The sequence below is a fragment of the Streptomyces sp. NPDC088745 genome (assembly GCF_044751045.1).
In the GTDB taxonomy this organism is placed as follows: domain Bacteria; phylum Actinomycetota; class Actinomycetes; order Streptomycetales; family Streptomycetaceae; genus Streptomyces; species Streptomyces cremeus.
On sequence record NZ_JBIVLB010000003.1, the window covers coordinates 671,508 to 697,251 of the forward strand.

25 protein-coding genes are annotated in these 25,744 nt (G+C 71.3%); 15 read left to right on the plus strand and 10 right to left on the minus strand.

Going from position 1 to position 25,744, the window contains the following annotated elements; all coding sequences use genetic code 11:
* Positions 1–14: 14 nt before the first annotated feature.
* The 3 genes from pgi to ACIP93_RS12260 are packed head-to-tail and all read left to right on the plus strand — an operon-like array spanning position 15 to position 3,824.
* Positions 15–1,688: a glucose-6-phosphate isomerase gene (gene pgi, locus ACIP93_RS12250; RefSeq protein WP_401757767.1), complete on the plus strand. Its 1,674-nt coding sequence runs from the start codon at positions 15–17 to the stop codon at positions 1,686–1,688.
* 43 nt (positions 1,689–1,731) lie between these two features.
* Positions 1,732–2,244: a PH domain-containing protein gene (locus ACIP93_RS12255; RefSeq protein ID WP_345224117.1), complete on the plus strand. Its 513-nt coding sequence runs from the start codon at positions 1,732–1,734 to the stop codon at positions 2,242–2,244.
* Positions 2,241–3,824: a PH domain-containing protein gene (locus ACIP93_RS12260; protein ID WP_401757769.1), complete on the plus strand. Its 1,584-nt coding sequence runs from the start codon at positions 2,241–2,243 to the stop codon at positions 3,822–3,824. Before ACIP93_RS12255 ends, ACIP93_RS12260 begins: the two co-directional genes overlap by 4 nt.
* A 77-nt stretch (positions 3,825–3,901) precedes the next feature.
* Here the strand turns inward: ACIP93_RS12260 and pgl are convergent, their stop codons facing one another.
* From pgl to tkt, 5 genes are read right to left on the minus strand one after another with little or no spacing between them, the layout of a single operon-like run.
* On the minus strand, positions 3,902–4,684 hold the full coding sequence (gene pgl, locus ACIP93_RS12265; protein ID WP_401757771.1) for a 6-phosphogluconolactonase: 783 nt from the start codon (positions 4,682–4,684) through the stop codon (positions 3,902–3,904).
* Positions 4,684–5,730, minus strand: a complete 1,047-nt coding sequence (gene opcA, locus ACIP93_RS12270; protein ID WP_345224125.1) for a glucose-6-phosphate dehydrogenase assembly protein OpcA — start codon at positions 5,728–5,730, stop codon at positions 4,684–4,686. The genes pgl and opcA overlap by 1 nt, the downstream gene beginning before the upstream one ends.
* On the minus strand, positions 5,727–7,250 hold the full coding sequence (gene zwf, locus ACIP93_RS12275) for a glucose-6-phosphate dehydrogenase (RefSeq protein WP_345224127.1): 1,524 nt from the start codon (positions 7,248–7,250) through the stop codon (positions 5,727–5,729). Before zwf ends, opcA begins: the two co-directional genes overlap by 4 nt.
* A 4-nt stretch (positions 7,251–7,254) precedes the next feature.
* On the minus strand, positions 7,255–8,373 hold the full coding sequence (gene tal, locus ACIP93_RS12280; RefSeq protein ID WP_345224129.1) for a transaldolase: 1,119 nt from the start codon (positions 8,371–8,373) through the stop codon (positions 7,255–7,257).
* A gap of 34 nt (positions 8,374–8,407) precedes the next feature.
* Positions 8,408–10,510: a transketolase gene (tkt, locus tag ACIP93_RS12285; RefSeq protein WP_401757774.1), complete on the minus strand. Its 2,103-nt coding sequence runs from the start codon at positions 10,508–10,510 to the stop codon at positions 8,408–8,410.
* 384 nt (positions 10,511–10,894) lie between these two features.
* On the opposite strand from tkt, the gene ACIP93_RS12290 reads away from it, so the two are divergent.
* From ACIP93_RS12290 to ACIP93_RS12300, 3 genes are all read left to right on the plus strand, one after another.
* Positions 10,895–11,845 (plus strand): heme o synthase, encoded by a 951-nt coding sequence (locus tag ACIP93_RS12290; RefSeq protein ID WP_345224133.1) that lies wholly within the window; start codon positions 10,895–10,897, stop codon positions 11,843–11,845.
* 92 nt (positions 11,846–11,937) lie between these two features.
* Positions 11,938–12,291 (plus strand): hypothetical protein, encoded by a 354-nt coding sequence (locus tag ACIP93_RS12295; protein ID WP_345224135.1) that lies wholly within the window; start codon positions 11,938–11,940, stop codon positions 12,289–12,291.
* Positions 12,292–12,386: 95 nt separating this feature from the next.
* The gene (locus ACIP93_RS12300; protein ID WP_345224137.1) at positions 12,387–13,466 is read left to right on the plus strand and encodes an amidohydrolase; all 1,080 of its coding nucleotides are present in this window, start codon (positions 12,387–12,389) and stop codon (positions 13,464–13,466) included.
* Positions 13,467–13,531: 65 nt separating this feature from the next.
* On the opposite strand, the gene ACIP93_RS12305 is transcribed toward ACIP93_RS12300, so the two are convergent.
* The 4 genes from ACIP93_RS12305 to ACIP93_RS12320 all read right to left on the minus strand — a co-directional run bounded on the left by ACIP93_RS12305 (position 13,532) and on the right by ACIP93_RS12320 (position 17,194).
* Positions 13,532–14,506, minus strand: a complete 975-nt coding sequence (locus ACIP93_RS12305) for a COX15/CtaA family protein (protein WP_345224139.1) — start codon at positions 14,504–14,506, stop codon at positions 13,532–13,534.
* Positions 14,507–14,582: 76 nt separating this feature from the next.
* Positions 14,583–15,365: an ABC transporter permease gene (locus tag ACIP93_RS12310; protein WP_345224141.1), complete on the minus strand. Its 783-nt coding sequence runs from the start codon at positions 15,363–15,365 to the stop codon at positions 14,583–14,585.
* Positions 15,362–16,288, minus strand: a complete 927-nt coding sequence (locus ACIP93_RS12315) for an ABC transporter ATP-binding protein (RefSeq protein WP_401757778.1) — start codon at positions 16,286–16,288, stop codon at positions 15,362–15,364. Before ACIP93_RS12315 ends, ACIP93_RS12310 begins: the two co-directional genes overlap by 4 nt.
* Positions 16,289–16,393: 105 nt before the next feature.
* Positions 16,394–17,194, minus strand: a complete 801-nt coding sequence (locus ACIP93_RS12320) for an aminoglycoside N(3)-acetyltransferase (protein WP_401757780.1) — start codon at positions 17,192–17,194, stop codon at positions 16,394–16,396.
* 160 nt (positions 17,195–17,354) lie between these two features.
* Here ACIP93_RS12320 and ACIP93_RS12325 point away from each other — a divergent pair, with 160 nt between their 5' ends.
* The 8 genes from ACIP93_RS12325 to ACIP93_RS12360 all read left to right on the plus strand — a co-directional run bounded on the left by ACIP93_RS12325 (position 17,355) and on the right by ACIP93_RS12360 (position 23,900).
* Positions 17,355–18,080 (plus strand): helix-turn-helix transcriptional regulator, encoded by a 726-nt coding sequence (locus ACIP93_RS12325; protein WP_401757782.1) that lies wholly within the window; start codon positions 17,355–17,357, stop codon positions 18,078–18,080.
* Positions 18,077–19,501 carry a Fe-S cluster assembly protein SufB gene (gene sufB / locus ACIP93_RS12330; protein ID WP_345224149.1) on the plus strand — a complete coding sequence of 475 codons (1,425 nt, stop codon included), beginning with the start codon at positions 18,077–18,079 and terminating at the stop codon, positions 19,499–19,501. The genes ACIP93_RS12325 and sufB overlap by 4 nt, the downstream gene beginning before the upstream one ends.
* A gap of 66 nt (positions 19,502–19,567) precedes the next feature.
* The gene (gene sufD, locus ACIP93_RS12335; protein ID WP_345224152.1) at positions 19,568–20,746 is read left to right on the plus strand and encodes a Fe-S cluster assembly protein SufD; all 1,179 of its coding nucleotides are present in this window, start codon (positions 19,568–19,570) and stop codon (positions 20,744–20,746) included.
* Positions 20,746–21,063 carry a non-heme iron oxygenase ferredoxin subunit gene (locus tag ACIP93_RS12340; protein ID WP_189821526.1) on the plus strand — a complete coding sequence of 106 codons (318 nt, stop codon included), beginning with the start codon at positions 20,746–20,748 and terminating at the stop codon, positions 21,061–21,063. The genes sufD and ACIP93_RS12340 overlap by 1 nt, the downstream gene beginning before the upstream one ends.
* 7 nt (positions 21,064–21,070) lie before the next feature.
* Positions 21,071–21,835 carry a Fe-S cluster assembly ATPase SufC gene (gene sufC / locus ACIP93_RS12345; RefSeq protein WP_345224156.1) on the plus strand — a complete coding sequence of 255 codons (765 nt, stop codon included), beginning with the start codon at positions 21,071–21,073 and terminating at the stop codon, positions 21,833–21,835.
* Entirely contained in the window at positions 21,832–23,088 is a 1,257-nt protein-coding gene (locus ACIP93_RS12350; protein ID WP_345224158.1) for a cysteine desulfurase, read from the plus strand. Before sufC ends, ACIP93_RS12350 begins: the two co-directional genes overlap by 4 nt.
* Positions 23,089–23,100: 12 nt before the next feature.
* A complete protein-coding gene (gene sufU, locus ACIP93_RS12355; RefSeq protein ID WP_345224160.1) occupies positions 23,101–23,568 on the plus strand; it encodes a Fe-S cluster assembly sulfur transfer protein SufU in 468 nt (155 codons plus the stop codon).
* Positions 23,565–23,900: a metal-sulfur cluster assembly factor gene (locus ACIP93_RS12360; protein WP_189821522.1), complete on the plus strand. Its 336-nt coding sequence runs from the start codon at positions 23,565–23,567 to the stop codon at positions 23,898–23,900. Before sufU ends, ACIP93_RS12360 begins: the two co-directional genes overlap by 4 nt.
* 75 nt (positions 23,901–23,975) lie before the next feature.
* Here ACIP93_RS12360 and ACIP93_RS12365 read toward each other — a convergent pair whose 3' ends face one another.
* Entirely contained in the window at positions 23,976–24,989 is a 1,014-nt protein-coding gene (locus tag ACIP93_RS12365; protein ID WP_401757786.1) for a hypothetical protein, read from the minus strand.
* 362 nt (positions 24,990–25,351) lie between these two features.
* Here ACIP93_RS12365 and ACIP93_RS12370 point away from each other — a divergent pair, with 362 nt between their 5' ends.
* Positions 25,352–25,672 (plus strand): multidrug efflux SMR transporter, encoded by a 321-nt coding sequence (locus ACIP93_RS12370; protein WP_345224167.1) that lies wholly within the window; start codon positions 25,352–25,354, stop codon positions 25,670–25,672.
* The last annotated feature ends 72 nt before the right edge of the window (positions 25,673–25,744 follow it).

Here is a 25,744-nt window from a genome sequence, read left to right on the forward strand (position 1 = left end):
GTAGAAGTGGGCTGATGTCCGAGATGAACGCGATGGATTCGAAGAACGGCCACACCAGGCTGAACCAGCTCCCCGAGTGGACGGCCCTGGGCAAGCACCGGGAGCAGTTGGGCGACACCCACCTGCGCGACCTGTTCGCCGCCGACCCGGACCGCGGCACGGGCTGCACCCTCCAGGTCGGCGACCTCCACCTCGACTACTCCAAGCACCTGGTCACCGACGAGACCCTGGGCCTGCTGCGCGAGCTGGCCCGGGCCACCGGCGTGGCCGAGCTGCGGGACGCCATGTTCCGCGGCGAGAAGATCAACACCACCGAGGACCGCGCGGTCCTGCACACCGCGCTGCGCGCCCCGCGCGACGCGGTGATCGAGGTCGACGGCGAGAACGTCGTCCCGGCCGTGCACGCCGTCCTCGACAAGATGGCCGCCTTCTCCGACAAGGTCCGCTCGGGGGAGTGGACCGGTCACACCGGCAGGCGCATCAGGACGGTCGTCAACATCGGCATCGGCGGCTCCGACCTCGGTCCGGCCATGGCGTACGAGGTGCTGCGCTCCTTCAGCGACCGCGAGCTGGACTTCCGCTTCGTGTCCAACGTGGACGGCGCCGACCTGCACGAGGCGATCCGCGGCCTGGACGCCGAGGAGACCCTCTTCATCGTCGCCTCCAAGACCTTCACGACGATCGAGACCATCACCAACGCCACCTCCGCCCGCGACTGGCTGCTGGGGCAGCTCGGCGGTGACGAGTCCGCCGTCGCCCGGCACTTCGTGGCGCTGTCCACGAACGCCGAGAAGGTCGCCGACTTCGGCATCGACACGGCCAACATGTTCGAGTTCTGGGACTGGGTCGGCGGACGCTACTCCTACGACTCGGCCATCGGCCTCTCGCTGATGATCGCCATCGGCCCGGACCGCTTCCGGGAGATGCTCGACGGCTTCCACCAGGTCGACGAGCACTTCCGCACCGCGCCGGCCGAGGAGAACGCGCCGCTGCTGCTGGGCCTGCTGGGCGTCTGGTACGGGGCCTTCTTCGACGCACAGGCGCACGCGGTCCTGCCGTACAGCCACTACCTGTCGAAGTTCACCGCCTACCTCCAGCAGCTCGACATGGAGTCCAACGGCAAGTCCGTGGACCGCGACGGCGTCCCCGTCGACTGGCAGACCGGACCGGTCGTCTGGGGCACCCCGGGCACCAACGGGCAGCACGCGTACTACCAGTTGCTGCATCAGGGCACCAAAGTCGTCCCGGCCGACTTCATCGGCTTCGCCCGCCCGGTCCGGGACCTGACGCCCGGCCTGGCGGCCCAGCACGACCTGCTGATGGCGAACTTCTTCGCCCAGACGCAGGCGCTGGCCTTCGGCAAGACGCCGGACGAGGTGCGGGCCGAGGGCGTCGCCGAGGAACTGGTGCCGCACAAGACCTTCCGCGGCAACCACCCGACGACCACCATCCTCGCCGACGAGCTGACGCCGTCCGTGCTGGGCCAGTTGATCGCCCTCTACGAGCACAAGGTGTTCGTCCAGGGCGCGATCTGGAACATCGACTCCTTCGACCAGTGGGGCGTCGAGCTGGGCAAGGTCCTGGCGAAGAAGATCGAACCGGTGCTGACCGGAGCGGAGCGGGGCGAGGCGCTCGACAGTTCGACCGCCGCTCTGGTGGGCAAGTACCGTACCTTGCGCGGCCGATGAGGCCGACCGGCTGACGGGTGAGGGCCACGGGGGAGGGGTGACGGTGTCGGGGACCGGAACGGGCACGGGAGCGGTACGGCTGAGACCGCCGCGCAACAGGTTCGACCGCCGGGTCGTCCCCTGGTGGCGGGTGCAGTGGCTGCTGCTCGTGCTCCCGCCGGTCCTCGTCCTCGTGCTCCTGGGAGTGCTGATCGAGCCGGCCAGGTTCTGGCTGTTCCTCCCCGCGGTGCTGATCGCCGTGCCCGGGCTGCTCGCCGCCCTGTTCCTGCCCGGGTGGTGGTACCGGGTGCACCGCTGGGAGGTCACCGACTCCGCGGTCTACACCCACACCGGGTACTTCTGGCAGGAGTGGCGGGTGGCGCCGATGTCGCGGATCCAGACCGTGGACACCGTGCGCGGCCCGCTGCAACAGGCCTTCGGGCTGTCCACCGTCGTCGTCACCACCGGGTCCGCCAAGGGCGCGGTCAAGATCGAGGGTCTCGACCACGAGGCCGCCGCCGAACTCGCCGAGCAGCTCACGCGGATCACCGGGGCGACCCCCGGGGACGCCACATGAGCGGGACACCGGCGGACGGGGCGGACGCCGCCCCCGCCGCCGACGCTCCGGCCCAGGACGCACCCGTCGACGCGGCGTGGCAGCGGCTCGACCGGCGCACGGTGCTCGTCGCCTCGCTCCTCATGGGCGGCATTGCCGTCAGCGGCGGAGTGCCCGCCTTCGTCGCCCTCGTCGTCCCCTTCGGGGCGGTCACGGCGCTCGCCTGGGTGCTGGGCGGAGCCGCGCTGTTCGTCCTCGGCAGCGCCGCCCTGGAGTACCTCCGGTGGCGGCACACCCGCTACCGGATCGGCCCCGAGCGGGCCGAACTGCACACCGGGCTGCTGCTGGTGAAGCGCCGCTCCCTGCGCCGGGAGCGCATCCGCACCGTCGACCTGACCGCCCACCCGCTGCTGCGCCTCCTCGGCCTGGTCAAGGTGCGCATCGGCACCGGGGAGCACAGCGCCGGGGGAGCGGACTCCATCCTGGAGATCACCCCCGTCACCCGGCAGGAGGGCGACCGGCTGCGCCGCGAACTGCTGGAGCGGGCCGCCCTCCAGGACGGGGGCGAGAACGTCGACGGCAGGCTCGCCGCCCTGGACCCGCGCTGGATCAGGTACGCGCCCGTGTCCTTCACCGCGCCGCTGCTCGGCCTCGGCGCGGGGGGCGCCGTGATGCAGGGCAGCGAGTGGTTCGGGCTCCAGACGGAGGTCATCCAGTGGGTCGGCGGCCTGTTCGACGGGGTCGCCGTGCTCTGGATGATCCTCACGCTGGCCGTGGCGCTGCTGCTCGCGGGGGCGGTCGGCGCGCTCGGCCTGTTCGTCGAGATGTGGTGGGGCTACCGTCTCGACCGCGAGCCGGGCGGGACGCTGCGGGTGCAGCGGGGCCTGTTCACCTCCCGGTCGATCTCCCTGGAGGAGCGGCGGCTGCGGGGCGTGGAGGTGCTGGAGCCGCTCGGCGTCCGGCTGGCCGGGGCGGCCCGCGTGGACGCGGTGGCGACGGGCCTCGCCGAGACCGAGACCGACCAGAAGACGGACCGCAAGACCCTCCTCCCGGCCGCGCCACGGGAGTTCGCCGACACGGTGGCGGCACGGGTGCTGCGCGAGCCCGTCTCCCCGACCTCCGCGGTACGGCTGCGCGCTCACCCGGTGGCGGCGCGGGGACGCCGGCTGCGGTGGGCGCTGGGCTCGGTGGGCGGCGCGGCCCTGGTACTGGTCGTGCTGGGCGTGCTGCTCACCCGGGTGCTGGTGTGGGTGGGGGCGGGACTCGCCGCCGTGCTGCTGCCGGTGGCGGCCCTGCTCGCGGTGGACGCCTACCGCTCGCTGGGGCACGGACTGACCGGGAAGTACCTGGTGGTGCGCTCGGGCTCGATGCGCAGGGCCACGGTGGCGCTGCGGCGGGACGGGGTGATCGGTCTCACCGTGAAGCAGTCGGTGTTCCAGCGGCGGTCCGGGCTGGTCACCGTGACGGCGACGACCGCCGCCGGGTCCGGCGCCTACTCCGCGTACGACGCGGGGCAGACGGAGGGCCTGGAGTTCGCGGCGGAGGCGGTGGCGGGACTGCTGGGGCCGTTCCTGGAACGAGGACCGGACAGCCCGCCGTAACCCCCTGCCCCACGCACCGCGGCCCGGCCGTCCCCCTCGTGGGGGGAAGCGCCGGGCCGCGGTGCGTGGGGCGAAGGTCAGGCCGACGCCGGGGGGTACAGGGACCTCGGGAGTTCCGAGGCCGCCGACTGGTCCAGCAGCCAGAGCGTGCGGGCCCGGCCGTACGCGCCGGAGGCCGGGGCCTGGATCTCGCCGGGGCCGGAGAGGGCGATCGCCGCCGCCTTCGCCTTGTCCTCGCCCGCCGCGAGCAGCCACACCTCGCGGGCCGCCCGGATCGCCGGGAGGGTGAGCGAGACGCGGGTGGGCGGGGGCTTGGGGGCGCCGTGGACGCCCACCACCGTCCGCTCGGTCTCGCGCACCGCCGGGTGCTCCGGGAAGAGCGAGGCGACATGGGTGTCCGGGCCGACGCCCAGCATGAGCACGTCGAAGGCGGGGACCCGGCCGTGGTCCTCGGGACGCGCCGCCGCGGCCAGTTCCGCCGCGTACGCCTCCGCCGCCGAGTCCGCGTCCTCGTACCCCGCGTCCGAGGCCGGCATCGCGTGCACCCTGGCCGGGTCCAGCGGGACCGCGTCCAGCAGCGCCTCGCGGGCCTGCGTGTAGTTCCGCTCGGGGTCGTCGGCGGGGACGTAGCGCTCGTCGCCCCACCACAGGTCCAGGCGCGACCAGTCGATCGCGTCCCGGGCCGGGGAGGAGGCCAGCGCCGCCAGCAGACCGTTGCCGTTGCGGCCGCCGGTGAGGACCACCGACGCCGAGCCGCGGGCGGCCTGCGCGTCGACGACCTTCGTGATGAGCCGGGCCGCCGCGGCCTGCGCCATCAGCTCCTTGTCCCGGTGCACCACCAACTGCGGCGCGCTGCTCATCACTTGGCGGCCGCCTTCTTCGCGGGCGCCGCCTTCTTCGCCGGGGCGGGCTTGTCCTCGGAGCCCTTCGCGGCGGCGGTCCCGCCGGTCGCGGAGGCTTCCGCCTGCTCCTTGTCCACGACCGCGCCCAGCCGGTCCACGCCGAACTTCAGCGCGGAGGCGTACGTGTCGTCCGGGTCGAGCCGGCGCAGTTCCTCGGCCAGCAGCTCCGCGGTCTCGCGGCGCTTGAGGGCCACCGCGCGGTCCGGCTGCCCGCTCATGCACAGGGTGGCCAGGGAGCCGTCGGCACGGTCCAGGACGATCGGGCCGTCCTCGGTCTCCATCCGCACGGCGGTCAGGCCGGGGCCGGGGGAGAGCGTGCGCTTGACCGGCACGGCGAGCCGGTCGGCCAGCCACATCGCCAGCAGCTCGCAGCTCGGGTTGAACTCCTCGCCCTCCACCTCGACCGCGGTGACCCTGGTGGGCAACTGGTCGAGCGCGGCGGCCAGCATCGAGCGCCACGGGGTGATGCGGGCCCAGGACAGGTCCGTGTCGCCCGGCGTGTAGTTCTCGCTGCGTGCCGTCAGCTCGTGGATCGGCTGCTCGGCGGCGTAGGTGTCGGTCACGCGGCGCTGGCCCAGCGACCCCAGCGGGTCCTTCGCCGGGTCCACGGGACCGTTCACCGGCCACCAGACGACGGTGGGGGCGTCCGGCAGCAGCAGCGGCAGGACCACCGACTGGGCGTGGTTGATGACCTCGCCGTACAGCCGCAGGACCACCGTCTCACCGGTGCCCGCGGCCGCGCCGACCCGCACCTCCGCGTCCAGCCGCGCCTTCGCGCGGTCGCGCGGCGAGCGGGAGGGACGCTTGACGACGACCAGCTTGCGCGAGGGGTGCTCGCGCGAGGCGTCGTTGGCCGCCTTCAGGGCGTCGTACGCGTTCTCCTCGTCGGTGACGATGACGAGGGTGAGCACCATGCCGACGGCGGGGGTCCCGATGGCCCGCCGCGCCTGCACGAGTGCCTTGTTGACTTTGCTGGACGTGGTGTCCGTCAGGTCGATCTTCATGGCCGGCGCCAGCTCCGTCCGTCTCGTGCGAGCATTTCGTCCGCCTCGACCGGGCCCCAGGTGCCGGACGCGTACTGGGCGGGCTTGCCGTGGGTGTCCCAGTACTCCTCGATCGGGTCGAGGATCCGCCAGGACTGCTCGACCTCCTCCAGGCGCGGGAACAGGTTGGCGTCGCCCAGCAGCACGTCCAGGATCAGGCGCTCGTACGCCTCGGGGCTCGACTCCGTGAAGGACTCGCCGTACGCGAAGTCCATCGACACGTCCCGGATCTCCATGGAGGTGCCGGGCACCTTGGAGCCGAAGCGCACGGTCACGCCCTCGTCCGGCTGGACGCGGATGACGATCGCGTTCTGGCCGAGCTCCTCGGTGGCGGTGTGGTCGAAGGGGGAGTGCGGGGCGCGCTGGAAGACGACCGCGATCTCCGTCACGCGGCGGCCGAGGCGCTTGCCGGTGCGCAGGTAGAACGGGACGCCCGCCCAGCGGCGGTTGTCGATCTCCAGCTTCACGGCGGCGTAGGTGTCGGTCTTCGACTTGGGGTCGATGCCGTCCTCCTGGAGGTAGCCGACGGCCTTCGCGCCGCCCTGCCACCCCGCCGCGTACTGGCCGCGCACGGTGTCCCGGCCCAGATCCTTGGGGATCTTGACCGCGCCCAGCACCTTGGACTTCTCCGCGACCAGCGCGTCCGCCTCGAAGGAGGCGGGCTCCTCCATGGCGGTCAGCGCGAGCAACTGGAGGAGGTGGTTCTGGATGACGTCGCGGGCCGCGCCGATGCCGTCGTAGTACCCGGCCCGGCCGCCGATGCCGATGTCCTCGGCCATGGTGATCTGCACGTGGTCCACGTACGACCGGTTCCAGATCGGCTCGAACATCTGGTTGGCGAACCGCAGCGCCAGGATGTTCTGCACCGTCTCCTTCCCCAGGTAGTGGTCGATCCGGAAGACCTCGTTCGGGGGGAAGACCTCGTGGACGATCCGGTTGAGCTCCTGTGCGGAGGCCAGGTCGTGCCCGAAGGGCTTCTCGATGACGGCGCGCCGCCAGGAGTTCTTCTGCTGGTCGGCCAGCCCGTGCTTCTTGAGCTGCTGGACGACCTGCGGGAAGAACTTCGGGGGCACGGAGAGGTAGAAGGCGAAGTTGCCGCCGGTGCCCTGCGCCTGGTCGAGCTCCTGGATCGTCGTCTTCAGGGTCTCGAACGCCTTGTCGTCGTCGAAGTCGCCCTGGACGAAGCGCATGCCCTGGATGAGCTGCTGCCAGACCTCCTCGCGGAACTCCGTGCGCGCGTGCTCCTTGACGGCGTCGTGCACGACCTGCGCGAAGTCCTCGTTCTCCCAGTCGCGCCGGGCGAAGCCGATGAGCGAGAAGCCCGGCGGCAGCAGACCCCGGTTGGCCAGGTCGTAGACGGCGGGCATCAACTTTTTACGGGACAAATCGCCCGTGACGCCGAAGATGACCAGGCCCGACGGCCCCGCGATGCGCGGGAGCCGTCGGTCCTGGGCGTCACGCAGCGGATTGCTGCTGGACAAGTGGTCAGCCCTCCGAAGGAGCGAGGCGCTTGAGCTCGGCCTCGGTCGACTTGAGCAGGTCGTTCCAGGCGTCCTCGAACTTGGAGACGCCCTCGGTCTCCAGCAGCTCCACGACGTCGTCGTACTTGATGCCCAGCTTCTCGACGGCGTCGAGCTCGGCGCGGGCCTGCTCGTACGTGCCCGCGATGGTGTTGCCGGTGATCTCGCCGTGGTCGGCCGCGGCCTCCAGGGTCGCCTCCGGCATGGTGTTCACCGTGCCCGGGGCCACCAGGTCGTCGACGTACAGCGTGTCCTTGTACGACGGGTCCTTGACGCCGGTCGAGGCCCACAGCGGACGCTGCTTGTTGGCCTGCGCCTTGTCGAGGGCCGCCCAGCGCTCGCCGCTGAAGACCTCCTCGTACGCCTGGTAGGCGAGGCGTGCGTTGGCGAGCGCGGCCTTGCCCTTGAGGGCCTTGGCCTCGTCCGTGCCGACGCCGTCCAGGCGCTTGTCGATCTCGGTGTCCACGCGGGACACGAAGAAGGAGGCCACCGAGTGGATCTTGGAGAGGTCCAGGCCCGCGGCCTTCGCCTTCTCCAGGCCCGCCAGGTAGGCGTCCATCACCATGCGGTAGCGCTCCAGCGAGAAGATCAGCGTGACGTTGACGCTGATGCCCAGGCCGATGACCTCGGTGATCGCCGGGATGCCGGCCTTCGTCGCCGGGATCTTGATGAGCGTGTTGGGGCGGTCCACCAGCCAGGCGAGCTGCTTGGCCTCGGCGACCGTCGCCCGGAGGTTGTGCGCCAGACGCGGGTCGACCTCGATGGAGACCCGGCCGTCCTGGCCCTGCGTCGCGTCGAAGACGGGGCGCAGGATGTCGGCGGCGTCCCGGACGTCCGCCGTGGTGATCATCCGGATGGCTTCCTCGACGGTCACCCCGCGGGCCGCGAGGTCGGTGAGCTGGACGTCGTAGCCGTCGCCCTGCGAGATCGCCTTCTGGAAGATCGACGGGTTGGTGGTGACGCCCACGACGTGCTGCTGGTCGATCAGCTCGGCGAGGTTGCCGGAGGTGATCCGCTTGCGCGAGAGGTCGTCGAGCCAGATCGCAACGCCCTCGTCGGAGAGGCGCTTGAGTGCGTCTGTCATGAGAAATGCATCTCCTAGATCGTTTGTACGAGGGTCAGCGCTGGGCTGCGTCGAGCGATTCCCGGGCGGCGGCCGCGACGGCCTCGCCGGTGAAGCCGAACTCCTTGAAGAGGACCTTGCCGTCCGCCGAGGCGCCGAAGTGCTCCAGCGAGACGATCCGGCCCGCGTCGCCGACGTACTTGTGCCAGGTGAGACCGATGCCGGCCTCGACCGCCACACGCGCCTTGACCGACGGGGGAAGGACGCTGTCCCGGTACCCCTGGTCCTGCTCCTCGAACCACTCCACGGACGGCATCGACACGACCCGCGTCGGAACGCCCGCGGCCTGGAGCTCCTCGCGCGCCTCGACGGCGAGCTGGACCTCGGAGCCGGTGCCGATCAGCACGACCTGGGGCTCCGCGGTCCCGCCGTCGGCCGACTCGGCCTCGAAGAGCACGTAGCCGCCGCGGGCCGCGTCCTCGTTGCGCTCGTACGTCGGCACGCCCTGGCGGGTCAGCACCAGGCCCGTGGGGGCGCCCTTGCCGAAGACCTTGGTGTACCGCTTGAGGATCTCGCGCCAGGCGATCGCGGTCTCGTTGGCGTCCGCCGGGCGGACGACGTTGAGGCCCGGGATCGCGCGCAGCGAGGCCAGGTGCTCCACCGGCTGGTGGGTGGGGCCGTCCTCGCCGAGGCCGACCGAGTCGTGCGTCCACACGTACGTCACCGGCAGGTGCATCAGCGCGGACAGGCGCACGGCGTTGCGCATGTAGTCGGAGAACACCAGGAAGGTGCCGCCGTAGATGCGGGTGTTGCCGTGCAGCGCGATGCCGTTCATCTCGGCGGCCATCGAGTGCTCGCGGATGCCGAAGTGCACGGTGCGCCCGTACGGGCTGGCCTCCGGGAGCGGGTTGCCCTCGGGGAGGAACGACGAGGTCTTGTCGATCGTCGTGTTGTTGGAGCCCGCGAGGTCGGCCGAGCCGCCCCACAGCTCCGGGATGACCGCGCCCAGCGCCTGGAGCACCTTGCCGGAGGCGGCGCGCGTGGCGACGCCCTTGCCGGTCTCGAAGACGGGGAGCTTCTCCTCCCAGCCCTCGGGCAGCTCGGTGGCGGCGATGCGGTCGAACTCGGCGGCGCGCTCCGGGTTGGCGGTGCGCCAGGCGGCGAAGCCCTTCTCCCACTCGGCCTTCGCCTCGGCGCCGCGGTCCAGCGCCTTGCGGGTGTGGGCGATGACCTCGTCGGAGACCTCGAAGGTCTTCTCCGGGTCGAAGCCCAGCACGCGCTTGGTGGCCGCGACCTCGTCGTCGCCGAGCGCCGAGCCGTGCGCGGCCTCGGTGTTCTGCGCGTTCGGGGCGGGCCAGGCGATGATCGAGCGCATCGCGATGAAGGAGGGCTTGTCGGTGACCTTCTTCGCCTCGACGATCGCGTCGTACAGCGCCTCGGGGTCCAGGTCGCCGTCCGGCTTCGGGGCCACCCGCTGGACGTGCCAGCCGTACGCCTCGTACCGCTTCAGCGTGTCCTCGGAGATCGCGGTCTCCGTGTCGCCCTCGATCGAGATGTGGTTGTCGTCCCACAGCAGGACCAGGTTGCCGAGCTTCTGGTGACCGGCCATCGAGGACGCCTCGGCGGAGATGCCCTCCTGGAGGCAGCCGTCACCGGCGATCGCGTAGACGAAGTGGTCGAACGGCGACTCGCCGGCCGGGGCCTCCGGGTCGAACAGGCCGCGCTCGTAGCGGGCGGCCATCGCCATGCCCACCGCGTTGGCGACGCCCTGGCCCAGCGGGCCGGTGGTGGTCTCGACGCCGACCGTGTGCCCGTACTCCGGGTGGCCCGGGGTCTTGGAGCCCCAGGTGCGGAACGACTTCAGGTCGTCCAGCTCCAGGCCGAAACCGGCCAGGTAGAGCTGGGTGTAGAGCGTGAGGGACGAGTGGCCCGCGGACAGCACGAAACGGTCGCGGCCGGTCCAGTCGGCGTCCGCCGGGTCGTGCCGCATCACCTTCTGGAAGAGGGTGTACGCGGCCGGCGCGAGGCTCATGGCCGTACCCGGATGGCCGTTGCCGACCTTCTGTACGGCGTCCGCGGCCAGGACGCGGGCGGTGTCTACGGCCCGCTGGTCCAATTCGGTCCACTCAAGGTCTGTGGTGGTCGGCTTGGTGCTCACCCTGGGTCAGGGCTCCTCTCCACAATGTTCGGGTCCCGGTGTCTGTTCCGCACCGGGCGCTGTCGAGCCTACCCCCGTGCGCACGCGCAAAATTTCGAGTCCACGCCATGGAAAAACGAGGCGTCACATACCAGAGTGCGCGCGCCGAACGGGGTTCGCCTCCCGGCGAACTCATTTCCGTATACATCCGGACACTACTCCCCGAGTACCCCGTCCGGCCGGTTGTGCACGGTCGGCCCAACACGAGCCCACCCCGGCGGAGGGCGACGTACGGGCAACGTCTAGAGTGGCGTGGTACGCGCAAGTCTTTACCGGGCCTTCATGTCCGGCGACCGGGCCTTCCCGCCCGGAGCTTGCTTCAGGAATTCATCGTCAGGGGTGTGCGTGACGGCCGTCGAGTCCCGACCCGCAGGGGTCGCTTCGACTCCCAGCCCGGGGGGCCATCGGCCGTTCGGAGCCCGGGTCAAGGCGTTTGTTGCACTGACCAAGCCGAGGATCATCGAACTCCTGCTGATCACCACCGTCCCGGTGATGTTCCTGGCGGAGCAGGGTGTCCCCGACCTGTGGCTGGTGCTGGCCACCTGTCTCGGCGGGTATCTCTCCGCCGGTGGCGCGAACGCGCTCAACATGTACATCGACCGCGACATCGACGCGCTGATGGACCGCACGTCGCAGCGTCCGCTGGTCACCGGGATGGTCAGTCCGCGCGAGTGCCTGGTCTTCGGCATCTCGCTCGCGGTGATCTCCACGCTCTGGTTCGGACTGCTGGTCAACTGGCTGTCCGCGGCCCTGTCGCTCGGCGCGCTGCTCTTCTACGTCGTCGTCTACACGATGATCCTCAAGCGCCGCACCGCGCAGAACATCGTCTGGGGCGGCATCGCCGGCTGCCTGCCGGTCCTCATCGGCTGGTCCTCGGTGACCGACTCGATGTCGTGGGCGGCGGTCATCCTCTTCCTCGTCATCTTCTTCTGGACGCCGCCGCACTACTGGCCGCTGTCCATGAAGGTCAAGGACGACTACGCCCGCGTCGGCGTGCCGATGCTGCCGGTGGTCAAGGGCAACAAGGCGGTCGCCCGGCAGATCGTGGCGTACAGCTGGGTCATGGTCGCGGTCTCCCTGCTGCTCCAGCCGCTCGGCTACACCGGCTGGTTCTACACGATCGTCGCGGCCGTCACCGGCGGCTGGTGGCTGTGGGAGGCGCACGGTCTCCAGGCCCGTGCCAAGGCGGAGGTCACGGGCGCGAAGCTGAAGGAGATGCGGCTGTTCCACTGGTCCATCACCTACGTCTCGCTGCTGTTCGTGGCGGTCGCGGTGGACCCCTTCATCCGCTTCTGACCGCCCCGCTCCCCACGACGGGCGGGACACGTGGTCAAGGCCACGTGTCCCGCCCGTCGCCAGTTTCCCTACTCGTCGGTAGCATCCTGCTCATGGCAGACACCAAGCAGGCAGAGCGGCCCACCTCGGTGGAGAAGTCGGCGGCGCGCCGGACGGCGAAACTGGCCAAGCAGATCACCGCCTTCGCCGGCCGGCACGGCGGCGCCGAGGGCCAGCTCGCGTACATCGGCCAGTGCGGCACCCGGATCGTCCTCGTCGGCGACGACGGCGCCTGGGGCGACCTGGTGGCCCCGACCTACGACGTGGCCAGGGCGGCCACCGAGCAGGCCGGGATCACCGTCCACGAGGACTTCGACGGCGAGTTCGCCGCGAAGGTCGAGACCGGCCCGTACGAGTGGAAGCGGATGGCCGGGATCCAGCTCGGCGGCACCCCCGACAAGCGCTAGCGGCACCCGGCCCGCCCGCGGTACCCGGGGCGGGCCTCACCCGTTAGGCCCTGTGGAAGCGTCACACGCGTCACGCCACCCACAGGGAGTACCCGATGTTCGTCACCCCGCCGTCCCTGGTGGACCAGTACTGCCACGGCGTGCTCCGCACCGAGCTGGGCCTGGGCACCTTCGAGGCCCACCTCGGCCGCACGCCCGCGCCGCCCGCGCCCGGCACCACCTTCTTCGACACCCAGACGGGGTTCGCGGTGCGCCGCTGGTGCCCGCCCCTGCTGGGCCTGGAGCCGCACTGCCCGCCCGCCGGCTACCTGGCCCGGCGCCGCGAACTGGGCGTGCTGGAGGCGGGGCGACGGCTGCTGCGCGGCACCGGCATCGCCGCCTACCTGGTCGACACCGGTCTCCCCGGCGACCTCACCCGCCCCCGGGAGCTGGCCGCCACGGGAGACGCCGAGGCGCACGAGATCGTACGGCTCGAACTGCTGGCCGAGCAGGTCGCCGACACCTCGGGGACGGCGGAGGACTTCCTCGCGAACCTCGGCGAGGCCATGCACGCGGCGACGAGGACCGCCGTCGCCTTCACCTCCGTGGCCGGCGTACGGCACGGGCTCGCCCTCGCGCCGCACCCGCCGGGGCCCGGCGAGGTGCGGGGCGCCGCCGGGCGCTGGCTGGCCGGGCGCCGGGCCGGCGGGCGGCTGTCCGACCCCGTGCTCCTGCGGCATCTGCTGTGGAACGCGGTGAGCTGCGGGCTGCCGCTCCAGTTGCACGTGTCGGGGGACCCGGAGCGGCTGACGGAGTTCGCGGCGGCGAGCGCGGGCCTCGGCACGGACCTGGTGCTGCTGCACGACCACCCGTACCACCGGCACGCGGCGCACCTGGCGGGCGTCTTCCCGCACGTGTACGCGGACCTGGGGCCCGCCCTGTCGCACACGGGCGCGCGGGCCGCCGCCGTGCTCGCGGAGATGCTGGAACTGGCGCCGTTCGGGAAGGTGCTCTTCTCCAGCGGCGCGCGCGGGCTGCCGGAGCTGCACGTGGTGGGGGCGCGTTCGTTCCAGGAGGCCCTCGGCCGGGTGCTCGGCGGGTGGGTGGCCGAGGGGGCCTGGTCCAAGCCGGACGCGGAGCGGGTCGCGGGGATGATCGGGGCGGGGAACGCGCGGCGGGTGTACCGGCTGGCGTAGGCGCCGTACGCACGGCGAAGGGGCCCGGGATCTCGTCCCGGGCCCCTTCGCCGTGCCGCGTACGGTCAGGCGCTCGCCGGCACCTGCACGACGGGGGAGTCCGCGACGGCGTCCGGCGTCTCCACCGGGCGCTCGCGCAGGCTCAGCAGCAGGCGGATCACCGCGATCCACATGAGGGAGGAGAGCAGCATGTGCAGGGCCACCAGGATCTCCGGCACGTGCGTGAAGTACTGCACGTAGCCGACGGCGCCCTGGGCGGCCAGCACGATCAGCAGGTCGCGGGAGCGGCGGCGGACGTCGTCCGGCGCGTCCACCACCCGCAGCACCAGGAACATCGCGATGGCCAGCGCGCAGACCACCCAGGCGGCGATCGCGTGCACGTGCGCGGCGGCGGTCCAGTCCCACGGCATGCGCGGCACCTCGCTCTTGTCGCCCGCGTGCTTGCCGGAGCCGGTCACCGAGGTGCCGAGCACGATCAGGACGCCGGTGGCGGCCACGATCCCCCAGGCGAGCTTGCGGACCGGGCGCGGCACGCGCGGAACGGGGGCGCCGTCGCCCTCGCGGGTGCGCTGCCAGGTGACGGTGGCCAGGGCGAGCAGGGCGTTGGCGGCCAGGAAGTGACCGGCCACCGTCCAGGGGTTGAGGCCCATCCACACGGTGATGCCGCCGAGCACGGCGTTGCACATCACCAGCCAGAACATGCTCCAGGCGGTGCGGGTGAGGCCGCGCCGCCAGGGCTTGGTGGAGCGTGCCGCGATGATCGCCCAGCCGACGGCCGCCGACAGGACGTACGTCAGCATGCGGTTGCCGAACTCGACGAAGCCGTGGAAGCCCTGTTCGGGCGTCACGAAGAGGCTGTCGTCCGTGCACTTGGGCCAGGTGTCGCAGCCGAGACCGGAACCGGTCAGCCGGACCGCGCCGCCGGTCACGATGATGAGAACGCTCATGACGACCGCGGAGAGCGCGGCGCGCCGGAGCGTACGGGGCGTGGGCGTCCATCGCTGGGCGATGAGGGCGAGGGGGGTCAACACGGCAACCATGGTAGGCCGGTGCTTGTGCGAGTTTTCACGAGGGGGGCGGTGGCGGCGTGTGACCTCACTCCCACGTGCGTACGGCTCACTCCCAGCGGAAGAACTTCGCCGCCGCGCCCAGGCCGAGGACCGCCCACACGGCGAGGACGCCGAGGTTGCTCCAGGGGAGGGAGGCGCCGTGCTGGAGGACGTCGCGCAGTCCTTCGGAGAGCGCGGAGATCGGCAGCAGGCCGAGCACCTCCCGCACCGCGTCCGGGAACTTGTCCAGCGGGACGATGACGCCGCCGCCGACCAGGAGGAGCAGGAAGACGAGGTTCGCGGCGGCGAGCGTCGCCTCCGCCTTGAGGGTGCCCGCCATCAGCAGGCCGAGCCCGGAGAAGGCCGCCGTGCCGAGGACCAGCAGGAGGAGCACGGAACCGGGGCTGCCCTGCGGGGACCAGCCGAGGCCGAGGGCGATGGCGGTCAGCAGGATCACCTGGAGGACTTCGGTGACCAGGACGGAGAGCGTCTTCGCCGTCATCAGCGCCCAGCGCGGGAGCGGCGAGGCGCCGAGCCGCTTGAGGACGCCGTAGCGGCGCTCGAAACCGGTGGCGATGGCCTGGCCGGTGAACGCGGTCGACATCACGGCGAGCGCCAGGACGCCGGGGGCGAGGAAGTCGACGGACTTGCCGGAACCGCCCGGCGAGACGGGCACCGCGATGATGTCCACGGCGGAGAACAGGACCAGCAGCAGCGCCGGGATGATCACCGTGAGGAGCAACTGCTCGCCGTTGCGCAGCAGCATCTTCGTCTCGAGCGCGGTCTGCGCGGCGATCATCCGGCCGAGCGGGGCCGCTCCCGGCCTGGGGGTGTAAGGGGCGGTGCTCATGGACGCAGGTCCTTACCGGTGAGTTCCAGGAAGACGTCTTCGAGGGTGCGGCGCTCGACCGAGATGCCGTCCGGCAGCACGCCGTGCTGGGCGCACCAGGTGGTGACGGTGGCCAGCAGCTGCGGGTCGATCTTCCCGCCGATGCGGTACGTCCCCGGGATCAGCTCCTCGGCGACGGTGTCGGCGGGCAGCGCCTTGAGGAGGGACGTCACGTCGAGCCCGGGGCGGCCGGTGAAGCGCAGGGTGTTCTCGGCGCCGCCGCGGCACAGCGCGGCGGGGGAGCCCTGGGCGATGACCCGGCCGGCGTCCACGATCGCGACGTCGTCGGCGAGCTGCTCGGCCTCGTCCATGAAGTGCGTGGTGAGGACGACGCTCACGCCGGACGCGCGGAGCTCCCTGACCAGGTCCCAGGTGGAGCGGCGGGCGTGCGGGTCGAGGCCCGCGGTCGGCTCGTCCAGGAAGACCAGTTCCGGGCGGCCGACGACGGCCATCGCGAGCGCGAGGCGCTGCTGCTGGCCGCCGGAGAGCCTGCGGTAGGTCGTCCGGCCGCAACCGCCCAGGCCCAGGCGCTCGATGAGGGCGTCCACGTCGAGCGGGTGGGCGTGCAGCTTGGCCATGTGGCGGAGCATCTCGTCGGCGCGGGCGCCGGAGTAGACGCCGCCGGACTGGAGCATCACGCCGATGCGGGGGCGCAGCCGCGCGGCGTCGGCGACCGGGTCGAGGCCCAGGACGCGCACGGTGCCCGCGTCGGGCTTGCGGTACCCCTCGCAGGTCTCGACGGTGGTGGTCTTGCCTGCGCCGTTGGGGCCGAGGACGGCGGTGACGGTGCCGGCGGCGACGGTGAGGTCGAGGCCGTCGACGGCGGTCTTGGATCCGTACCGCTTGACCAGGCCGGTGACCTGGACGACGGGCTGATGTGACATGGGAGCGAGTCTAGGCGGCGGCGGTCCGGGGCCCGGCGGGGGGCGGCCCCGGCCCGAGCACCGCGCGGACGCCGCCGGGCGGGTGCGGTCCGTGGCCTTCGGGGGCTACGGCCGGGGCCGGTTCTCCCGCAGCCAGTCGACCGCGTACGCGACCGCCTGCCGCAGCGGGAAGAGGCGGGCCGCGGCGCCGCCGACCCGGCCCCGGACCACCGGGTGGGCCCGCTCGTACGCCGCTCCCAGCTCCGCGAAGCCCTCCTCGTCGACGGACGTGTCCCGGACCGTCAGCCAGCGGCGGCCCCCGGGGGTCGTCACCGGGAAGGAGTTGTCCGCCCGGGGGGAGGGGACGCGGTACTCGGCCAGGTGGAAGGCCGTGCAGGTGGCCCAGCCGGTGCCGAGGAAGAGGACCCGGGCGTCGACCGACTCCAGCCGGGCCAGCGGGCTGCGCTCGCCCAGGCGGCAGTCCAGCGCGTGGTCCTCGGTCAGGAGGGCGGCGCGCGGGCCGACGGCCGCGAAGGAGGTCTGGGGGTGCGCGCTGCGCAGGGCGCCCGGCCAGGTCCGCACGGCTTCCGGCAGCGCGCCGACGCCCCGGGTGGGCGCGGTGGCCGGGTCGTACGCGGGCATCGACGCCCGGATCGGCTCCCACCACTCGCGCGGCACCGGCGGGTTCCCCCACCCGGCGGGATCGGAGTAGTCGCTCGAATGGGCGGGGACGGCCAGGGTGCCCCGCGGGCCGAGCGCGTCCAGCAGGGCCTCGACGACGGCCACCCGGCCTCCGCTCACCCAGCCCAGCGAGCTGAGCGAGGAGTGGGCGAGGAGCGTCTCGCCCGGGCGCACCCCCAGGCCGCGCAGGTCCTGGGCGAGGGAGTCACGGGTGCACAGCGGGGCGCGCACGGGGCTGGTCGACATGGCCGGGGAGTCTGCCACGGCGGCCCGCCGCGCGCCCGCGGATTTTCCTCCGGTGATCGTTTCCGCAGGTCAACTTAGGTTTGCCTAAGTGATGCAGTCCACCGATCTTGCTCACGGTCCCGGGTTGTCAGGCTCTGAGGAATTACGCAACAATGGCGTTGTGAAATACGAAGGCGAGGTCCCCCAGGCGGACGTCGCGACCGGTGAGCGGTCCACCCGCAACCGCGTCGCGCGCTCCATCCTGGACCACGGCCCGTCGACGGTCGCCGATCTGGCGAAGCGCCTCGGCCTCACCCAGGCCGCCGTGCGCCGCCACCTCGACGCGCTCGCCGCCGACGACGTGGTGCAGGCGAAGGAACAGCGGGTGTACGGCGCGCGCACGCGCGGACGCCCCGCGAAGGTCTTCGCCCTCACCGACTGCGGTCGGGACGCCTTCGACCAGTCGTACGACAAGCTCGCGGCCGACGCCCTGACCTGGATCTCCCGGGCGGCCGGCGGCGGCGAGCAGGGCGAGGCGGCCGTCACCGCCTTCGCCCGCGCCCGGATCGCCGCGCAGGCGCACGCGTACCGCGAGGCCGTCGAGGCCGCGCCCCCCGAGCGGCGCACGGAGGCTCTGGCGAGGGCCCTGAGCGCCGACGGGTACGCTGCTACGGCGCGTAGCGCACTGGTCGGAGAGCAGCTGTGCCAGCACCACTGCCCTGTCGCCCACGTCGCGGAGAAGTTTCCGCAGCTCTGCGAGGCGGAGACCGAGGTCTTCTCCGCACTGCTCGGGACCCACGTCCAGCGGCTGGCCACCATCGCCCACGGCGACGGGGTCTGCACGACGTACATCCCCAAGACCGCACATTCAGCATCAGCAAGCACGGCCGGGAGGAACCCCGCATGACTCTCCCTATCGAGGAGACTGCCCACCCCGAACTCGAGGGCCTGGGTACGTACGAGTTCGGCTGGGCCGACTCCGACGCGGCAGGCGCCGCGGCCAAGCGTGGCCTGTCCGAAGCTGTCGTCCGCGACATCTCGGAGAAGAAGAACGAGCCCGAGTGGATGCTGAAGCTGCGTCTCAAGGGGCTCAAGCTGTTCGGCAAGAAGCCCATGCCGAACTGGGGCTCCGACCTGTCGGGGATCGACTTCGACAACATCAAGTACTTCGTGCGCTCGACCGAGAAGCAGGCCGCTTCCTGGGAGGAGCTGCCCGAGGACATCAAGAACACGTACGACAAGCTCGGCATCCCGGAGGCGGAGAAGCAGCGCCTCGTCGCCGGTGTCGCGGCCCAGTACGAGTCCGAGGTCGTCTACCACCAGATCAACGAGGAGCTGGAGGCGCAGGGTGTCATCTTCATGGACACCGACACCGCGCTGAAGGAGCACCCGGAGCTCTTCCAGGAGTACTTCGGCACCGTCATCCCGGTCGGCGACAACAAGTTCGCGTCGCTCAACTCGGCCGTGTGGTCCGGCGGTTCGTTCATCTACGTGCCCAAGGGCGTCCACGTCGAGATCCCGCTCCAGGCCTACTTCCGCATCAACACGGAGAACATGGGCCAGTTCGAGCGCACCTTGATCATCGTCGACGAAGACGCCTACGTGCACTACGTCGAGGGCTGCACCGCGCCGATCTACTCCTCGGACTCGCTGCACTCGGCCGTGGTCGAGATCATCGTGAAGAAGGGCGGCCGCTGCCGCTACACGACGATCCAGAACTGGTCGAACAACGTCTACAACCTGGTCACCAAGCGCGCCGTGGCGTACGAGGGCGCGACCATGGAGTGGGTCGACGGCAACATCGGCTCCAAGGTCACCATGAAGTACCCGGCCGTCTACCTGATGGGCGAGCACGCCAAGGGCGAGACCCTGTCCATCGCCTTCGCGGGCGAGGGCCAGCACCAGGACGCCGGCGCGAAGATGGTGCACATGGCGCCGAACACGTCGTCCAACATCGTCTCGAAGTCGGTGGCGCGCGGCGGTGGCCGTACGTCCTACCGCGGTCTCATCGAGATCGGCGAGGGCGCGCCGGGGTCGAAGTCCAACGTGCTGTGCGACGCGCTGCTCGTCGACACCATCTCGCGCTCCGACACGTACCCCTACGTCGACGTGCGCGAGGACGACGTGTCCATGGGCCACGAGGCGACCGTCTCCAAGGTCTCCGAGGACCAGCTCTTCTACCTGATGAGCCGCGGCATGACCGAGTTCGAGGCGATGGCGATGATCGTGCGCGGCTTCGTCGAGCCGATCGCCAAGGAGCTCCCGATGGAGTACGCCCTGGAGCTCAACCGGCTGATCGAGCTGCAGATGGAGGGGTCGGTCGGCTGACGCCGGCCACCCCCCGTCAGCGGCAACCGACTTCTTCTGATGCAGAGAGAGAGCTACACGACAGCCATGGCTGAGGCTCAGAACATCCCGGCCGGTTCGACGACCGCCGGTTCCCTCGCGGTGGCGGCGGAATCCACCACCGCCACCCGCATGAGCGCGCCGCCGTCCTTCGACGTGGCGGACTTCCCCGTGCCGCACGGCCGCGAGGAGGAGTGGCGGTTCACCCCGCTCGCCCGGCTGCGCGGTCTGCACGACGGCACCGCCGAGGCCGGCGGCGAGCTGACCGTCGAGGTCGAGGCCCCCGAGGGCGTCACCGTCGAGACGGTCGACCGCGCGGACGCCCGCCTCGGCAAAGCCGGGAAGCCGGTGGACCGCGTGGCGGCCCAGGCGTACAGCTCCTTCGAGAAGGCCTCGGTCGTCTCCGTGCCCAAGGAGACCGTGCTCACCGAGCCGATCCGCGTCTCGGTGCGGGGCGGCGGCGGCACGGCGTACGGCCACCAGGTCTTCGAGCTCGGCCAGTTCGCCGAGGCCGTCGTGGTCATCGACCACACCGGCGACGGCGTCCTCGCCGCCAACGTCGACTACGTGCTCGGCGACGGCGCGAAGCTGACCGTCGTCTCCGTCCAGGACTGGGACGACAAGGCCGTCCACGTGGCGCAGCACAACGCGCTCGTCGGCCGGGACGCGTCGTTCAAGTCGGTCGTCGTCACCTTCGGCGGCGATCTCGTACGGCTGCACCCGCGCGTCACGTACGCCGGTCCCGGCGGCGAGGCCGAGCTGTTCGGCCTGTACTTCACCGACCGGGGCCAGCACCAGGAGCACCGCCTCCTGGTCGACCACAACGTCCCGAACTGCAAGTCGAACGTGGCCTACAAGGGCGCCCTCCAGGGCCAGGACGCGCACGCGGTGTGGATCGGCGACGTCCTGATCCAGGCCGCCGCCGAGGGCACCGACTCGTACGAGATGAACCGCAACCTGGTGCTGACCGACGGCGCGCGCGTCGACTCGGTCCCCAACCTGGAGATCGAGACCGGCGAGATCGCCGGAGCGGGCCACGCCTCGGCGACCGGCCGCTTCGACGACGAGCAGCTCTTCTACCTCCAGTCCCGCGGCATCCCCGAGGACGAGGCCCGCCGGCTGGTCGTCCGCGGCTTCTTCGCCGAGCTGGTCCAGCAGATCGGCGTCGCCGACGTCGAGGAGCGCCTGCTCGCGAAGATCGACACGGAGCTGGAGGCGTCGGTCTGATGGCGTTCGTGAAGGTGGCCTCACTGAGCGAGCTGGAGACCGACACCCCCAAGCGGGTCGAGGTCGACGGCACGCCGGTGTCCCTGGTGCAGACCGAGGGCGAAGTCTTCGCGATCAACGACATCTGCTCGCACGCGAACGTCTCGCTGTCCGAGGGCGAGGTGGAGGACTGTGCCATCGAGTGCTGGTTGCACGGCTCCAGCTTCGACCTGCGCACCGGCAAGCCGTCCGGTCTTCCCGCGACGCGCCCCGTCCCCGTATACCCCGTAAAGATCGAAGGGGACGATGTGCTCGTCTCCGTCACCCAGGAGTCCTGAGTACCCCATGGCAACGCTTGAAATCCGCGACCTGCACGTCTCCGTCGATGTCGAGAACGGCACCAAGGAGATCCTCAAGGGCGTCGACCTGACCGTGAAGCAGGGCGAGACCCACGCCATCATGGGCCCCAACGGCTCCGGCAAGTCCACCCTCGCGTACTCGATCGCGGGTCACCCCAAGTACACGATCACCAGCGGCACCGTCACCCTCGACGGCGAGGACGTCCTGGAGATGTCCGTCGACGAGCGCGCCCGCGCCGGCATGTTCCTCGCCATGCAGTACCCGGTCGAGGTCCCCGGCGTCTCGGTGTCCAACTTCCTGCGCACGTCGGCGACCGCCCTGCGCGGCGAGGCGCCCAAGCTGCGCACCTGGGTGAAGGAGGTCAAGTCCGCGATGGAGCAGCTCCAGATGGACCCCTCCTTCGCCGAGCGCAACGTCAACGAGGGCTTCTCGGGCGGTGAGAAGAAGCGTCACGAGATCCTCCAGATGGAGCTCATGAAGCCGAAGATCGCCATCCTGGACGAGACGGACTCCGGTCTGGACGTCGACGCCCTGCGCCAGGTCTCCGACGGCGTCAACCGCGTTCGCGGGACCGGCGAGGTCGGCACGCTGCTGATCACGCACTACACGCGCATCCTGCGCTACATCAAGCCGGACTTCGTGCACGTCTTCTCGGCGGGCCGGATCGTCGAGTCCGGCGGCCCGGAGCTGGCCGACCAGCTCGAGGCCGAGGGCTACGAGAAGTACACGAAGGGTGGCGTCACCGCGTGACACAGTTGCCGGGCCTCCTCGACACGGACGCGATCCGCAAGGACTTCCCCCTGCTGGACCGGATCGTCCACGGGGACAAGAAGATCGTTTACCTGGACTCCGCTGCGACCTCGCAGAAGCCGCGCCAGGTGCTCGACGCGCTGAACGAGTACTACGAGCGGCACAACGCGAACGTGCACCGCGGTGTGTACACGGTCGCCGAGGAGGCCACGGCGCTGTACGAGGGCGCCCGCGACAAGGTCGCCGCCTTCATCAACGCGCCGAGCCGCGACGAGGTCATCTTCACGAAGAACGCCTCGGAGTCGCTCAACCTCGTGGCCAACATGCTGGGCTGGGCCGACGAGCCCTACCGGGTGGACCGCGAGACCGAGATCGTCATCACGGAGATGGAGCACCACTCCAACATCGTGCCGTGGCAGTTGCTCTCGCAGCGCACGGGCGCGAAGCTGAAGTGGTTCGGGCTGACCGACGACGGCCGGCTCGACCTGTCGAACATCGAAGAGATCATCAACGAGAAGACGAAGATCGTCTCGCTGACGCTGGTCTCGAACCTGCTGGGCACGGTCAACCCGGTCGAGACGATCATCCGGCGCGCGCAGCAGGTCGGCGCGCTGGTCTGCATCGACGCCTCGCAGGCCGCCCCGCACATGGTGCTCGACGTGCAGGCCCTGCAGGCCGACTTCGTGGCCTTCACCGGTCACAAGATGGTCGGCCCGACGGGCATCGGCGTCCTCTGGGGCCGCCAGGAGCTGCTGGAGGACCTTCCGCCGTTCCTCGGCGGCGGCGAGATGATCGAGACCGTGTCGATGCACTCCTCGACGTACGCCCCCGCGCCGCACAAGTTCGAGGCCGGCACGCCCCCGATCGCCCAGGCCGTCGGCCTCGGCGCGGCCGTGGACTACCTCTCGGCGATCGGCATGGAGAACATCGCGCGCCACGAGCACGCGATCACCGAGTACGCGGTCAAGCGCCTCCTGGAGGTCCCCGACCTGCGGATCATCGGTCCGGCGACGGCGGAGGACCGCGGCGCCGCGATCTCCTTCACCCTCGGCGACATCCACCCGCACGACGTGGGCCAGGTCCTGGACGAGGAGGGCATCGCGGTCCGCGTGGGACACCACTGCGCGCGCCCGGTGTGCCTGCGGTACGGGGTTCCCGCGACCACGCGAGCGTCGTTCTACCTGTACTCCACGCCCGGCGAGGTCGACGCCCTGGTCGACGGCCTGGAGCACGTACGGAACTTCTTCGGTTAAGGGCTGGGGATCGTGAAGCTGGATTCGATGTACCAGGAAGTCATCCTGGACCACTACAAGCACCCGCACGGGCGCGGCCTGCGCGACGGCGACGCCGAGGTGCACCACGTCAACCCCACCTGCGGCGACGAGATCACGCTCCGGGTGAAGTACGACGGCGACCGCGTCGAGGACGTCAGCTACGAGGGGCAGGGCTGCTCGATCAGCCAGGCCAGCGCCTCGGTGCTGAACGACCTCCTGGTCGGCAAGGACCTGGAGACGGCCCGGAAGATCCAGGAGACCTTCCTGGAGCTGATGCAGTCCAAGGGCGCCGTCGAGCCCGACGACGCGATGGAGGAGGTCCTGGAGGACGCCGTCGCGTTCGCCGGGGTCTCGAAGTTCCCGGCCCGGGTCAAGTGCGCCCTGCTGAGCTGGATGGCATGGAAGGACGCGACCGCCCAGGCTTTGGGCGAGAGCGAGAAGAAGGAGAAGTCGGCATGAGCGAAGAGACCCTGACGACCAAGCCGGCCTCCGAGGAAGAGGTCCGCGAAGCCCTGTACGACGTGGTCGACCCCGAGCTGGGCATCGACGTCGTCAACCTGGGCCTCATCTACGGCATCCACGTCGACGACGCCAACATCGCCACCCTCGACATGACGCTCACCTCGGCGGCCTGCCCGCTGACCGACGTCATCGAGGACCAGGCCAAGTCGGCCACCGAGGGCATCGTCAACGAGCTCAAGATCAACTGGGTCTGGATGCCGCCGTGGGGCCCGGACAAGATCACGGACGACGGCCGCGAGCAGCTCCGCGCGCTCGGCTTCAACGTCTGAGTCCTCCCGCACGGACCGCACGGACACGGCTGTGCCCCCGGCGCTCCTGGTGAGCGCCGGGGGCACAGCCGTTTCTCAGTGCCGCGGGGGCGGCGGCGGGCCGTACGCCGCCTCGGCCAGGGCCGGGGCCAGGTGCTCGCGGCGGATGCGCTGGTCCACGTACAGCAGCCCGGTGGCGAGCTGGGGGAAGAAGATCACCACGATCTGGCTGACGAAGCTGCCCACCAGGACGATCAGCACGTAGCCGCCCACTGCCAGCGCCATCTGCACCAAGGACATCTCCTCGCCGGTGTCCGGGGCGACCGCCATGCTCGGGACCAGCGAGAACATGCCCAGCAGGCTGAACGGGATCTGGATCAGCCAGCTCGCCGTCCACGCCATCGCGTACACCAGCAGCGAGATCCCGAAGATCCGCCACCAGGAACCCCGCACCAGCCTGGCCGAGCGGCGCAGCGCCTGCATCGCGCCCGCCGACTCGAAGACGGCGACCGCCGGGGCGAAGGCGAAGCGCACCCACAGCCAGACGACCACCGGCACGAGCAGCAGCCCGCCCAGGAGCCCCACGGCGGCCAGCCAGTTCGCCGCGTCGCCGCCGACGTCCTCCACGACCGCCATCATCAGCCCGACGTACCCGATCATCAGCAGGACCGTCAGGACGGCCGCGGCCAGGGCCGGAAGCAGCAGCGCGCCCGCGACGGCGGGAACCCGGCGCACCGCCCTGCGCCACACCGCGCGGAACGTGGTGGGACGGCCGAGCACCGCCTCCTGGAGGGCGACCGCCGAGGCCGCCTGCGTCGTCGCCGTGGCGAACAGCAGGCACACCGCGCCCAGCACGGCCACCAGGCCGAAGCTCACGGCCAGGGACGTGACGTGAGACGCGACGGCCGTGCCGTTGCGGTCCGCGCGCTCCAGCGCGTCGAAGGTGTCCACGTTGCCCCAGAACGCCAGGGCCGCCGCGCCGCCCACGAGCAGCAGGGCCGCCGCGTGGACCACGGCGGCGACGCCGACGAGCGGCTTCCAGTGGCGGCCGAAGGCGGCGAAGGTGCCGCCCAGGACGTCACCCACGTCCAACGGCCGGAGCGGGATCACGCCGGGCTTCGGCGGGGGCGGGGGAGGCGGGGCCCAGCCGCCGCCCCAGCCGGGGCCGGGAGGGGGGCTCTGGTGGGGGCCGCCGGGGTGTGTCACTGCGTGCTCCGTGAGGTCGGGGTTGCGGGCGGGGGGTGGGGGGTCACCGTATCCGGGTGCCCAGGATCCGCGGAATGACGGACGCGGGCAGGGATCGGGACCAGAACGTTGCCGGGCTCGGAACGTGGCGGACGCGGGTGCGGCGGCCGGAGTGCGGGGACGTTCGTGCGGCGGCCGGTGTGCGGGAACGTTCGTGCGCCGGCCGGCCGGTGATGACGCGCGCTGCGGCCCGGTGGCGGGGCGGGCCCGAACGTACGCTTCGGGGCATGCCCTACGTTCTGCTGGCCGCGGCGATCGCGGCGGAGGTGGCCGGGACCACGGCCATGAAGTTCAGCGACGGCTTCACCCGGCTGTGGCCCTCGCTCCTCACCGTCGTCGGGTACGTGGTGGCTTTCGGGCTGCTGTCGGTGACCCTCAAGTCGCTGGAGGTGGGCACCGCGTACGCCATCTGGGCGGGCGTCGGAACGGCCGCCGTCGCGGCCATCGGGATGCTGTTCCTCGGCGAGCCGGCGACCGCCGTCAAACTGCTGGGGATCGTGCTGGTGATCGCGGGCGTGGTGCTGCTGAATCTCGGCGGGGCGCACTGAGGGCGGCGGCGGGGCGCCCGGCCGGGCAGGGCGGGCGCGGGCTGCCGGGGACGGCGTGCTTCCGCAGGCCGA